Genomic DNA, 12711 nt, shown 5'->3' on the forward strand with positions numbered 1-12711 from the left:
GCCTTTTCCCTAAGCCCGGAACAGGACGTACCGGGCATTTTTTTGTCATGTTAATCGAACTTAGTTAAGTAAATGCCATCGTGTTCGATCCGGATTTGTCGCTGCTTATACAAGCCACCCAGTGTCTTTTTAAAGGTTGCCTTGCTCGTACGAAATAAAGCAAAAATAGCATCAGGCGAACTTTTATCATTCAGCGGTAAGAAGCCGTCTTTGTTTTCCAGCGTACGTAAGATTTTATCGCCTAACTCATCGACCCGGGCTTTACCTGGTTTTTGTAGCGATAAATCCATTTTGCCATCGTCGCGTACATGTTTGACGTAGGCGCTGAGTTTTTTGCCAATAAACAACTTACCAAACGCTTCAGCGCGATAAATCAGTCCCCAGTGTTGATTGTCGACCACACACTTATAGCCCAGATCGGTGTTATCCGTGATCAGTACCGTGACTTTATCTCCCTGTTGCATTTTGGGCTGTGCGTCGCTAATAAACTTATTAAATTTACGACTCGCCACAATGCGCCCTGATGCATTGTCGGTATAAACGCGCACAACATACGGTTTGCCCTCTTCCATACGCGTGCGTTGCTCACTAAATGGCACCAGCAAGTCTTTAGTCAGCCCCCAGTCAACAAACGCGCCCACTGAGTTCACCCCAACACAACGCAAGGATGCAAACTCACCCACTTGCACATAAGGCGTTTCGGTGGTCGCTATGATGTCATCTTCAGAATCGAAATAAATAAACACATCAAGGTCGTCGCCAAGCTGAGTATTCTGCGGTACATAACGCTTGGGGAGGAGAATATTGCCGTAGTCATCTCCATCCAGAAACACCCCAAAGTCTACCTGTTTGACCACAGTAAGCGTATTAAATTGGCCTAGTTTAATCATTGTCTCAACACGATAAAAAATAATGCCCCCAAGTATACGCAATTTACACGTAAGATGCGTTGTTGATCCGACGCGTCGCAGAAAAAATACCCTTACTTTCTGTCTCTTGTTAGTCGTCGTAACCCTGTTAGGCTGGCTAAAGCAAATAAGGGGGAAACATGGCAGTATTTAATGGCGAACACATTCGGTTTAGTTTTAGCCAGTTGGGCAGCGCATTCGGTAAGTCCGTTACACCAACGCCGCTAGATAACGGGCGAATTTTAACCTATGACGCCACCTTGGCGGAAAAACTCGGCTTAACCGATGCAGACATCAAAAGCGATACCTTTCGCGCGTTATTATCGGCAGAGCAACCCTTGGCCGGCCGCACGCCTTTTGCCATGAAATACACGGGGCACCAGTTTGGTCAATACAATCCAGCGCTCGGTGATGGGCGTGGCGTATTACTGGGCGAGTGGCGTGATAACAGCGGCACACTGTGGGATTGGCATCTAAAAGGGGCCGGTAAAACACCTTATAGTCGCCATGGTGATGGTCGGGCCGTGTTACGATCAACGCTCCGTGAATACTTAGCCAGTGCAGCAATGCGCGGACTTGGCATCCCAACCACGCACGCCCTCGCCATGGCCACGAGCGACACGCCCGTCATGCGTGAGCGAATGGAAACCGCAGCAACGTTATTGCGGGTGACAGAAAGCCATGTCCGTTTTGGTCATTTTGAGTATTTATTTTTTAGCCAACAACATGACGCGCTGCGTACACTGGCCGACTATGTAATTGCGCGTCATTTCCCTGAACTTGCCAAAGCCGAGCAACCGTATGCGGCATTGCTGCAAGAAATTGTCGAGCGCACCGCTGGAATGATCGCTCAATGGCAAGCCGTTGGTTTTAACCATGGCGTGATGAATACCGACAATATGTCGATCCTGGGCCAAACCTTTGACTATGGCCCCTACGCATTTTTAGATGATTTCAATCCCAGCAATATTTGCAATCATACGGATCACACCGGACGCTACGCCTTCAACCAACAACCCGCCATTGGACTTTGGAACCTCTCCGCATTGGGTTACGCATTCACGCCACTTCTCGACAGCGCGGTGATCAACGACATTCTTGGCGGCTATGAACATCATTTGCAAGTGGCATACAGCAAAGCAATGCGTGATAAATTGGGCTTATCGGACGCACAGCAGGGTGATAGCCATTTATTTAATGCGCTCTTTTCATTGCTTGAGAGCGAAGGGGTCGATTATACCCTTTTCTTTCGCCGGCTCAGCGAGATTGAAAACGACGCCCTACTCACCGCACCAAGCCTCAGTCAGTTTTCAGACATGATTGCCGATACCGACAGCTTGAGTGAATGGCTAAGCGATTACCATCAACGTATCCATCATCTTGATTCGCTTGAACGACTAAACCGTATGCGAGCAACAAACCCTGGATTTATTTTGCGTAACTCTCTGGCTCAGCAAGCCATTGATGCCGCAGAACAAGGTAACATGCAACCTACGCACGATCTTATCACTGTATTAGCCGCTCCCTTTGATGCACATCCGGCATTGGCCCATCTCGCACAACGGCCCGCGGAAGAAGACAAAGATCTCACCTTGAGTTGTTCATCCTAGTGCTGAGTATTAAACACACAGATTGATCAAGGGATTGAGTGACAGGGTCACATAATAACCTTCATTCAATCCGTCAATCATCGTCACGCGTAACCTGTTGGTAGGCGTGACACCTTGCCGCTCTGGAAGAAAAAATCCAACAGATATCACATTGATGCTTTCACAGGCCGCTTTTTTTGCTATCTTACTGGCTTCGCAACAGATAAAAATGTGAGGAAGGCTGTCCTCTATGCCACTGAAAACCGACGAGCTTCGAACCCGTGTGGTCGATACCATGCCTACGCCTGCAGAGGTGGAAGCTGCCCACCCCGTTACTGACAGTGTTGCTCACCACATAACCACCGCACGACGTGCGATTAGCGATATTCTCAATGGCCGAGACCCTAGACTACTCGTGATCGTCGGCCCTTGCTCGATTCACGATCCAGCCGCGGCCCGTGATTACGCAGCAAAGCTCAAAACCCTAGCCGATCAATACACAGATCAATTATTGGTGGTGATGCGCACCTATTTTGAAAAGCCGCGCACCGTTGTCGGTTGGAAAGGCTTGATCAACGATCCCCACCTCGACGGTAGCGGCGACATTCGTGCGGGGCTATTCACCGCGCGTGAGTTACTGCTCGATATCAATAAAATGGGTTTACCGACGGCGACCGAGTTTCTCGATATGATTACCGGTCAGTATATTGCTGACCTAATTAGCTGGGGCGCGATCGGCGCTCGAACGACCGAATCCCAAATTCATCGCGAGATGGCGTCAGCGCTCTCAAGCCCTGTTGGGTTTAAAAATGGCACCGACGGTAATATTACTATTGCCGTCGACGCGATTCGTGCGAGCCGTGAATCGCATTTGTTCTGCTCGCCGGACAAACATGGCGCCATGACAATCTATCGCACTGCCGGCAACCCTGACGGCCATGTTATTTTGCGCGGCGGACACCAGCCGAATTATCACGCGCATGATGTACAGGCAGCCGCGAACACGCTGGCAGGTTTTGGCTTACCTACCAAGCTTGTGGTTGATTTTAGCCATGGTAATTGCCAAAAGCAGCACCGTCGTCAATTAGAGGTGTGTGCAGACATTGCCGCGCAAATCCATGGTGGCGAGCAAGCGATCGCTGGCATTATGGCTGAGAGTTTTTTACAAGAAGGTAATCAAGCAATGGGGAGTGCCGATTCACGCACCTATGGTCAGTCGATTACCGATCCTTGTCTCGGCTGGGAAGATACCGAAAAGGTTTTGGCTCAACTTGCCAACGCTGTCATGGCGCGAAAAAATACATAACCATTGATTGAACATGGGCATGTCCAGAGCATGCCCCTAACTAGGATGAGACTATGCCTTCATTTGATATTGTGTCTGAAATTGACAAAGTGGAACTCAAAAATGCCGTTGATAATGCCAATCGTGAACTGGCAACACGGTTTGATTTTCGTGGTGTGGAAGCCAATTTTGACTTGGATAAAGAAGCGGTAAAAGTGATTGCTGAGGCTGACTTTCAAGTGAATCAAATGATGGATATGCTTCGCAGCAATTTGGCCAAGCGTGGTGTTGATGCCCGCGCGATGGATATTCAGGAAATGGTCCATTCCGGTAAGAGCTTTTCACAGCAGGTGAAGTTCAAAAATGGCATTGAGACGCCAGTGGCGAAAAAGATCACCAAAGCGATCAAAGATGCCAAGATGAAGGTCCAGACGCAAATTCAAGGTGAGCAAGTCCGTGTTACCGGTAAGAAACGCGACGATTTACAGGCTGTAATTCAATTGATCAAAGACAGTGATTTTGAGCAACCTTTTCAGTTTGAGAACTTCCGCGACTAACGGTTTAAGCCTCGAACTATCTAAAAGCGGGCGCCTGAAGCGCCCGTTTTTATTCTTTGTGATGCCCCGCGCTACTTGTAGTTATTTTTTATCTCATCGAGCGTGCCATCCATGATCGCCTGGTCAACGCCTGCTTGCAGTTTTTCAACATAGCTGTCTGGTGTATTGTTACTTAGACTGTAATAAAGCTGTGATTCATTTAACACATGCACCACCTCAAACTGGCTGGTATCGATATTACTCTGGCTCATGATATACGCACTCACATTTTCTTCATAAGCCCACATATCTATCCGCCCAGCGGCTAATTGTTTTGCCAACAAGTCCGGTTTCGGGGATAAACGAATTGATTTCTTGCCAACGCCCATCGTTTCTAATAGGTGTTGACCCACATCATCTCGTACCACGCCAACTTTGTAGTCAGCAAAGTCACTCGCGTTATTGATTGTTATCTCTTTGCTTTTTGGCGCCCAAACCACCACTTTGGTATCGGTAATGGGCCCAACCCATTTAAACTTATCTTCACGCTCTGCGGTGCGTGTGGTTGAAAAAAGGACCGTATTGGGTTCAGACAACGCGGTCGCATAACCACGCGCCCACGGTTGCAATTTCACTTGATCACGGCTAATTGACTCACCCGCCGCCTTAGTCGCAGCCTCTAGAAAATCAACGGCAATCCCTTTTAACTCACCACGCTCTTCATAATTGAACGGGGGATACACCTCTGTAATATAATCTAAATCGCTTAAATTAGCAGCGAGAGTCGTGGTCGAAAAAACCAGCAAGCTGGCGGCAATAAGTGACTTCATTGGACTACCTCTTTTTACCTTCCATTAAATGTGTACAGCCAACATCTTTATTATTAGCTTTCAATCAATTGCTGTCGGTCACCGAGTAGCAAGTTTAAACCGCACTGCGTTGTGGCCTACAGGCAAAGTGTAGACCCCTCGCTCTTCTCTTGCGCAACTTTGCTAATACCCACACCGGACATTGAGGTAAAAAAGTTGAATTAGGTCACCATTCATGCCTAAACTTTACCCTTTATTGCAAATCGCCTGGGGCTATCGCTACCTAACGCACAAAAAGCGTTCGGCAAAGGACATAAAAACGCCACGAAGGCACATGATAACGCCCAACATTCGTCATCGACCCAACGAAAAGAACCATCGAGTCTGATCATTCATGAATAATCAAAAACGTCCTCTTTATATCCCCTACGCGGGGCCAGCTCTGCTAGAAACGCCACTATTAAACAAAGGCAGCGCATTCAGTGTTGAAGAGCGTAAGTTCTTTAACCTTGAAGGATTATTGCCAGACGCGATAGAAAGCATTGAAGAACAAACCGAGCGCGCCTATCAGCAATACCAACGCTTCGAAAACGATATCGATAAGCATATCTATCTTAGAAATATTCAAGATACCAACGAAACGCTGTTTTACCGACTGGTATCGAACCACATCACCGAAATGATGCCTATCATCTATACCCCCACGGTTGGGGCGGCGTGTGAGAACTTTTCCAATATTTATCGCCGCGGACGCGGGTTATTTATTTCTTATCCAAACCGCGATCGTATTGATGATGTTTTAAACAATGCGTCTCGTCACAATGTCAAAGTGATAGTGGTCACCGATGGAGAACGGATTCTGGGATTAGGCGACCAAGGGATCGGTGGCATGGGCATCCCTATCGGAAAGCTATCGCTCTATACCGCGTGCGGTGGGATCAGTCCGGCTTATACGCTTCCCATTGTTCTGGATGTAGGAACTAATAACCCACAACGGCTCTCCGATCCCATGTATATGGGATGGCGCCACACTCGGATTAGCGGCCAAGAGTACGATGCATTTATTGAAGAGTTCATCCAAGCAGTACAGCGCCGCTGGCCTGAAGCATTGATCCAATTTGAAGATTTCGCGCAAAAAAATGCCATGCCAATCCTAGAACGCTATAAAGACAAGGTGTGCTGCTTTAATGATGATATCCAAGGGACGGCAGCAGTCACCGTGGGCTCATTAATTTCCGCGTGTAAAGCGGCTGGCACCAAGTTGTCTGAACAGCGGATCACCTTTTTAGGCGCGGGCTCTGCCGGTTGTGGTATTGCAGAAGCTATCATTGCACAAATGGTCGCGGAGGGCATTTCAGATGCACAAGCTCGCTCACGCGTGTATATGGTCGATCGCTGGGGTCTATTAGTCGATGCAATGCCAAACTTGCTCGACTTCCAACAAAAGCTGGTACAAAAAAGCGAGGCACTAGCGGAGTGGCAGCTAGAAGATAGCAACATCTCACTATTAGACGTGGTTCGAAACGCGAAACCCACCGTGCTCGTCGGCGTATCGGGAGCACCAGGGTTATTCACTGAAGATGTCATTAAACAAATGCATGCCACCTGTCCACGCCCGATTATTTTTCCTTTATCTAACCCCACGAGCCGGGTCGAGGCGACGCCATTTGATATTTTGCGTTGGACCGATGGTCAAGCGCTAGTTGCCACAGGAAGTCCATTTGAGCCCGTCCGTTTAGATAATGGCAAAACCTTCCCCATCGCACAGTGTAACAACAGCTATATTTTTCCAGGCATCGGGCTTGGCGTATTAGCCGTCGGGGCTTCTCGTGTTACCGATGGCATGCTAATGGCCTCATCGCGAGCACTATCCGAATGCTCTCCTCTGGCGAAGCGAGGGATCGGCGCCCTGCTCCCACCGTTGGAGGATATTACCCAAGTATCAAAACGTATTGCGTTTGAGGTGGCTAAAGAAGCGATTGTTGAAGGCGTCGCCGCCGAGCTCTCTGATGAGGCACTGAAAAAGCGCATCGAGGAGAGTTTTTGGTCGCCTGAATACCGAGCTTACAAACGCACCTCATTTTAACCAAAGACTGACAGAAAAAGCGCCTACTCAGGCGCTTTTTTTGCTACCATTCCACCTACTTGCCGCACCCGCTATTATCGAGTGCTGTCCGTCAAAAAAGGGATACAACGCACCATGGCTCTCCGGCGCCTCGTTCGTCAGGCGATAATCACATTGGCTATACTCACAGCCCTTACTGTTATTCTCATGGCGGCTAGCGATATCGCAATCACGCTTAACGCCAAAGGGCGTGTCTATAAAGATGTCGATGTCTTGCCCAAAAGACAAGTGGGGCTCGTACTCGGCACCAGTAAATATATCGGCAAAACCTCAAATCCTTATTACACCTATCGCATTGAAGCGGCTGAGGCGCTTTATCATGCAGGAAAGATTGACCACCTGCTTCTTAGCGGCGACAACGCTCATCGGTCGTATAACGAACCCTGGACGATGAAACGAGATTTACGCGAGAGGGGCATCGCGGAAGAGGCGATCCATCTTGACTATGCCGGCTTTCGGACACTCGATTCCGTTGTTCGCGCCAAGACGGTTTTTAGTCTTGCTCGTTTTACCGTCATCACGCAGCAATTTCATTGTGAACGTGCGCTGTTTCTTGCGGATGTAAACGATATTGATGCCATCTGTTACGCGGTACCAAGCCCCAGAGGCTGGGCCGGTACCAAGATCCGCGCCAGAGAAATACTGGCACGCACTAAAGCGGTACTAGACAGTTTTATTCTCAATGTGAAACCAAAATTTACCGGACCTAAAGCACCGATAGATGGCCTCTCAAACCGATAACTCCCTTCTGACGTTATGACCAAGCGTTCTGCCATCGATGCTGCCCGAATCACAATTTTTACATTGTTTTAATCATTTGTTTAAAAACCTGCCTGCAATCGATTAACACCCTGACCAATAAAGCGTATATTAGCCATCGCTTGGTAATCTGTTATGGCTTGTTTTTGCTTATAAATCCCCGTTATCAAGCGAATCACACAAATATTATAAATGAGTACAATACCTGATAACGTTTGTAAAAGGACGCCCTATGAACCTGCAATCCCTTTATTTACACTCCTGGAAGCTCGATCGAAAAGCCTGGATTTTATTGGCTGATATTGCGTTGTTTTTCGTTTTATATCACAGCTTACCTTTTGCCGCCGACGTAACAACTGGCCTCAGCTTACTGGTCTTTATCGCCGTGCTTTGGCTCACCGAAGCCATCCATGTCAGCATGACAGCGATATTGGTGCCGATCATGGCAGTGGGTCTCGGTGTGTTTGAAACACCGGCGGCGTTGTCAAACTTTGCTAATCCTATTATCTTTCTGTTTCTAGGTGGGTTTGCATTAGCGGCGGCATTGCAAGCTCAAGGGCTCGATCAAGCGATTGCCAATAAAGTATTAACCATCGCCCAAGGAAAAATGTCAGTGGCAGTCATGATGCTCTTTGGTGTCACCGCCGGTCTATCGATGTGGATCAGTAATACAGCCACGACAGCAATGATGCTTCCTTTGGTACTCGGTATCTTACATAAGGTGAATAATCAAAAAGATCATGGCACCTATGTTTTCGTTCTGTTAGGGATTGCTTACTGTGCCAGTATCGGTGGCATCGCGACCATTGTCGGTAGCCCACCAAATGCCATCGCTGCTGCAGAAGCTGGGTTGAGTTTCGCAGACTGGATGAAGCTCGGACTGCCTGTCACGCTTATCCTACTGCCAGTGGCTGTTGTTGTGTTGTATTTTTTAACCAAACCGAATCTTAACTACAGCTTTGATGCCGACAAACGCGGCTTTGAGTGGACCACGCCACGTTTAATCACCATTGCTATCTTTGCGCTTACGGTGTCGGCGTGGATCTTCAGTAAACCCTTAAATGCCATGCTCGGTGGTCTCAGTAAATTTGACTCGATCGTCGCGCTGTCTGCGATCGTACTACTGGGTGCTGCCCGAGTGGTAAAGTGGAAGGAAGTGGAAAAAACCGCAGATTGGGGCGTTCTATTATTGTTCGGTGGCGGTATTTGCTTAAGCAACGTACTCAAAGAAACAGGCACCAGTGTATTCTTGGCGAATCACCTCAGTAGCGCGCTGACCGGCTCCGGGTTGTTCTTTACCATGCTTGGTGTCGTCGCGTTTGTTATATTCCTCACAGAGTTTGCCAGTAACACTGCCAGCGCCGCACTGTTAGTTCCCGTCTTCGCGACCATTGCTGAAGCCTTAGGCGTGTCCCCCGTGGCACTATCGGCGTTAATTGCCATTGCAGCATCCTGTGCCTTTATGCTTCCCGTTGCCACCCCTCCTAACGCCATTGTGTTTGGATCTGGGCATATTGAACAACGTGATATGATGCGGGTTGGCATGTACTTAAACCTTGTTTGTATTGTGGTTCTTGCCATTTTTACCCGTTTATTCTGGTAATCTCGCTCACTACCTGGCATTTGCGCCAGGTAGTGTTTTTCGCGTCTTCTCGTCTATCAAAATTGTTTCAATTGAGTTTCAGGTTTACACTAGCGCAACGCTTAATAACCCGTAAACGACTATGGCATTTGCAGAAATTACTGGCTGGGGTAAATGTCTCCCGCCTGCTGTGTTGAGTAATGATGACCTCAGCACCATCTTAGAAACCAATGATGAATGGATCCGCTCGCGCACTGGCATCGAGGCGCGTCGAGTGAGTCATGTAGAAACCTCGGACTTAGCAACCGTTGCTGCCCATCGAGCCCTGGCGGCTGCAGGTATCGACGCGAGCCAGTTAGACTTATTGATTGTCGCGACATGCTCGCCAGATACCTTAATTCCTAACATCGCTTCAAAGGTTCAAGGAAATATTGGCGCCCTACGTGCAGCCGCTTTCGATATGAATGCCGCCTGTACTGGATTCCTTTATGGATTAGAAACGGCCACCAAAATGTTGCAAGCCGGCCATTACCAGCACGCACTGATTATTGGTGCAGAACACCTTACTTGGTACTTGGATTGGAGCAAACGCGATACCGCCGTGTTATTCGGTGACGGAGCGGGGGCAGTCGTGGTGAGCAAAAGCGATCAAGAAGTAGGCTTGTTGGATGCGCAACTCGGATGTGATTCAGCAGGAAGAGACGTATTAGCCATCCCGGCATTTGGCACCGCGATGGATCGTTTTGATCCCGACAATGGACATTTTTCGTTTGACTTTATCGGTCGCGATATTTTTAAACGCGCGGTGAAAGGTATGGGCTCTGCGGCAAATCAAGTGCTTGCCCGCAATCAACTTAACGCCGACGACATCGATCTTGTTGTTCCTCATCAGGCGAATAAACGGATTATTGAAACCTTGTGTGAGCATGCCGGTATTGAACTGGATAAAGCATTTATCAATATCCAGCATTACGGTAATACGTCTGCCGCAACAATTCCTATCGCCTTGTGCGAAGCGGTAGAACAAGGCGTCGTCAAGCCGCACAGTCAATTGCTCACCGCGGCATTTGGCGCTGGGCTTACCTGGGGCGCAGGACTGATTCGCTGGGGTGAGCGAACCACACCTATCGCGCAATCAAATGTAGACCTACCACCCACCGATAAAACGGCACTCGAGCTATTAGACGACGCAATTAATCACTGTCAAAAGTCGAATAAGTAGCAACGCGAGAAAGCTAAGATCCAAAAAGCCGACAATCAAGATGTCGGCTTTTTCTTAGCAGGGTTTCATTGAGGCATTAGGTTAAATGCAAGAATGCCGCGCCACGCACTCCGCCCGCATCGCCATGCTGTGCTTTGACGATATCAGGCGCATTTGCCGCTGACAGTAAATGCTGAGGTAAGCGCTCGGAAATGGCGTCATAAAGCTCATCAAAATTAGATAAGCCGCCGCCAAGCACAACCATGTCAGGATCGAACGCAGTTAAAATACCGCCTAAAGACATTGCCAACACATCAAAAAAGCACGCGACAAATGCCACTGCATCGGATTCACCCGCTCGGTAGTTTTCGATAATCTCAATCGCTGATAGAGGTTGATAAAAGTGGCCATACAATTGTTCGAATCCGCGCCCTGATAGGTAATTATCTAAGCATCCTTTGTTGCCACATCCACAATCAAACATCGGTGGGTGATCACCAAGACGCAACCAAGCATCAATCGGCATCCGCATATGACCAACCTCGCCAGCCATCTGGTTTTTACCATTGATCACCTTACCGTTAATGACTAAACCACCACCAAAGCCAGTGCCAAGAATTAAACCCAAGACTGTTTTCGCCGACTGCGCTTGCTCATCCCAGGCTTCCGATAACGCGAAACAGTTAGCATCATTACTGATACGGACTTCTCTACCAAGGCGTGCTTCTAAATCTGCACGTAGCGATTGTCCATTGGCTGCAGGCACATTGACGGTTAGAACCGTTCCATCTTCTGCTTGTGAGCCAGGAATACCAATACCAATGGTTCCCTGCCCTCCCCATTTAACATCGTGTTTTTCTACCAATTGGACGATGGTTTCAATCAACGCCGCATAATCCTGCGTGGGGGTTGGATGACGCTCGGTCGCAATACGATTGAGTTGCTTGTCAAACGCGCCGAACTCAATTTTTGTGCCGCCCACATCAAAGCCGTAATACATGGCTAAGTCACCTTTGTGTTTGTTTGTCGTTATATAACCAGATTATCCACCAAAAATAGCCTCAAGTCCGTGATTCTGGCCAAGTTTCGTTGTTTTTTAACCAAACGTTAGCCATCGGCATTTTTGTGTCTCTTACATTGAGCCTGGCGATGAAGAAGCAGGGACAACGCGTCTCGCTCTGGCAACGCTTYTTGTCGTTTACCCGCCATATAGCGCTCGCTAAACACATCAAACCACTGATTCAAATATGCGGCTGCCATTTGCTCTTGATTTGCGATCAGTGCCTCTGCAGCCACTTCTGCCGTTGCAAGCTGATTCTCGCCGTGAGCATCACGCACTTGATAGCGTGATAATGCCTGAGGTTGAATACTTAAAACCGGAAAACGATCAAGCCAAGGGCTCTTTCTGAAAATCTTTTTCGCTTCTCGCCAGGTTCCATCGATAATAATCAACAGCGGACGTTTACCTGACACGCTCACAGTCGGGGCACTCACGACACGCTCAGGCGTCGTGTACTGAGACGGGAAAACCACAAAAGGTTGATAATCGGGATGGGACAGAAGCGCTAACATCTCAGGGTCCGGCTCTGTTCGTGACCAAATAAACGCATAGGTATCGGCGATACAGTCAGCAATCAGCCGGCCGGTATTGCTTGGCTTCAAGACCTCATCGTCATACATCAGCAGCATAAAAGCGGCGTGTGTCTTGTGAGCCGTTCGGTGGGCGCAGATACAATAATGACGAACTAGCATGCACTGCTGACAACGATCAACCCCGGCACCACGGGCTAGATAAGGGCGGGTAGCACGCGAGAGGCGTGCTTTATAAAGGCGCTGAATCGCGTGATTCTGCTCTATTTTTGACATCTCTATTTTTGACATCTCTATTTTTGACATCAAAGTATCTAGGTTATTAGT

General features: G+C 48.4%; 11 protein-coding genes. 7 read left to right on the forward strand and 4 right to left on the reverse strand.

The window, feature by feature from the left end; all coding sequences use genetic code 11:
- Nucleotides 1-50 precede the first annotated feature (50 nt).
- On the reverse strand, nucleotides 51-890 hold the full coding sequence (locus BZG76_RS06200) for a CvfB family protein (RefSeq protein WP_077460567.1): 840 nt from the start codon (nucleotides 888-890) through the stop codon (nucleotides 51-53).
- A gap of 158 nt (nucleotides 891-1048) precedes the next feature.
- On the opposite strand from BZG76_RS06200, the gene BZG76_RS06205 reads away from it, so the two are divergent.
- The 3 genes from BZG76_RS06205 to BZG76_RS06215 all read left to right on the forward strand — a co-directional run bounded on the left by BZG76_RS06205 (nucleotide 1049) and on the right by BZG76_RS06215 (nucleotide 4339).
- Nucleotides 1049-2518, forward strand: a complete 1470-nt coding sequence (locus BZG76_RS06205; RefSeq protein ID WP_077460568.1) for a protein adenylyltransferase SelO — start codon at nucleotides 1049-1051, stop codon at nucleotides 2516-2518.
- 229 nt (nucleotides 2519-2747) lie between these two features.
- Nucleotides 2748-3803, forward strand: a complete 1056-nt coding sequence (locus BZG76_RS06210) for a 3-deoxy-7-phosphoheptulonate synthase (protein WP_021023237.1) — start codon at nucleotides 2748-2750, stop codon at nucleotides 3801-3803.
- Between the two features lie 53 nt (nucleotides 3804-3856).
- A complete protein-coding gene (locus BZG76_RS06215; protein WP_021023238.1) occupies nucleotides 3857-4339 on the forward strand; it encodes a YajQ family cyclic di-GMP-binding protein in 483 nt (160 codons plus the stop codon).
- Nucleotides 4340-4410: 71 nt separating this feature from the next.
- Here the strand turns inward: BZG76_RS06215 and BZG76_RS06220 are convergent, their stop codons facing one another.
- Nucleotides 4411-5148, reverse strand: coding sequence for a substrate-binding periplasmic protein (locus BZG76_RS06220; protein WP_077460569.1), 738 nt, complete (start codon nucleotides 5146-5148; stop codon nucleotides 4411-4413).
- A 373-nt stretch (nucleotides 5149-5521) separates the two neighbouring features.
- Between BZG76_RS06220 and BZG76_RS06225 the strand changes: the two genes are divergently transcribed.
- From BZG76_RS06225 to BZG76_RS06240, 4 genes are all read left to right on the forward strand, one after another.
- Complete coding sequence (locus BZG76_RS06225) at nucleotides 5522-7213, forward strand: NAD-dependent malic enzyme (RefSeq protein WP_021023240.1); 1692 nt, start codon at nucleotides 5522-5524, stop codon at nucleotides 7211-7213.
- A gap of 114 nt (nucleotides 7214-7327) precedes the next feature.
- Complete coding sequence (locus BZG76_RS06230) at nucleotides 7328-7993, forward strand: SanA/YdcF family protein (RefSeq protein WP_077460570.1); 666 nt, start codon at nucleotides 7328-7330, stop codon at nucleotides 7991-7993.
- A gap of 250 nt (nucleotides 7994-8243) precedes the next feature.
- Nucleotides 8244-9614 carry an SLC13 family permease gene (locus tag BZG76_RS06235; RefSeq protein ID WP_021023242.1) on the forward strand — a complete coding sequence of 457 codons (1371 nt, stop codon included), beginning with the start codon at nucleotides 8244-8246 and terminating at the stop codon, nucleotides 9612-9614.
- A 121-nt stretch (nucleotides 9615-9735) separates the two neighbouring features.
- Nucleotides 9736-10815 carry a ketoacyl-ACP synthase III gene (locus BZG76_RS06240; protein WP_077460571.1) on the forward strand — a complete coding sequence of 360 codons (1080 nt, stop codon included), beginning with the start codon at nucleotides 9736-9738 and terminating at the stop codon, nucleotides 10813-10815.
- 76 nt (nucleotides 10816-10891) lie between these two features.
- On the opposite strand, the gene nagK is transcribed toward BZG76_RS06240, so the two are convergent.
- Together nagK and BZG76_RS06250 are read right to left on the reverse strand one after the other, a co-directional pair.
- A complete protein-coding gene (gene nagK / locus BZG76_RS06245) occupies nucleotides 10892-11794 on the reverse strand; it encodes an N-acetylglucosamine kinase (RefSeq protein ID WP_077460572.1) in 903 nt (300 codons plus the stop codon).
- Nucleotides 11795-11901: 107 nt separating this feature from the next.
- Nucleotides 11902-12690, reverse strand: coding sequence for a tRNA-uridine aminocarboxypropyltransferase (locus tag BZG76_RS06250; RefSeq protein ID WP_241824053.1), 789 nt, complete (start codon nucleotides 12688-12690; stop codon nucleotides 11902-11904).
- Between the last annotated feature and the right edge of the window lie 21 nt (nucleotides 12691-12711).

Origin of the sequence: Salinivibrio sp. AR647, assembly GCF_001995415.1 — a bacterium.
Taxonomy (GTDB): domain Bacteria; phylum Pseudomonadota; class Gammaproteobacteria; order Enterobacterales; family Vibrionaceae; genus Salinivibrio; species Salinivibrio costicola.

Coding starts and splice junctions, on each gene's coding strand:
- BZG76_RS06200 (WP_077460567.1), bottom strand. CDS start 890: ATGATTAAACTAGGCCAATTTAATACGCTTACTGTGGTCAAACAGGTA.
- BZG76_RS06205 (WP_077460568.1), top strand. CDS start 1,049: ATGGCAGTATTTAATGGCGAACACATTCGGTTTAGTTTTAGCCAGTTG.
- BZG76_RS06210 (WP_021023237.1), top strand. CDS start 2,748: ATGCCACTGAAAACCGACGAGCTTCGAACCCGTGTGGTCGATACCATG.
- BZG76_RS06215 (WP_021023238.1), top strand. CDS start 3,857: ATGCCTTCATTTGATATTGTGTCTGAAATTGACAAAGTGGAACTCAAA.
- BZG76_RS06220 (WP_077460569.1), bottom strand. CDS start 5,148: ATGAAGTCACTTATTGCCGCCAGCTTGCTGGTTTTTTCGACCACGACT.
- BZG76_RS06225 (WP_021023240.1), top strand. CDS start 5,522: ATGAATAATCAAAAACGTCCTCTTTATATCCCCTACGCGGGGCCAGCT.
- BZG76_RS06230 (WP_077460570.1), top strand. CDS start 7,328: ATGGCTCTCCGGCGCCTCGTTCGTCAGGCGATAATCACATTGGCTATA.
- BZG76_RS06235 (WP_021023242.1), top strand. CDS start 8,244: ATGAACCTGCAATCCCTTTATTTACACTCCTGGAAGCTCGATCGAAAA.
- BZG76_RS06240 (WP_077460571.1), top strand. CDS start 9,736: ATGGCATTTGCAGAAATTACTGGCTGGGGTAAATGTCTCCCGCCTGCT.
- nagK (WP_077460572.1), bottom strand. CDS start 11,794: ATGTATTACGGCTTTGATGTGGGCGGCACAAAAATTGAGTTCGGCGCG.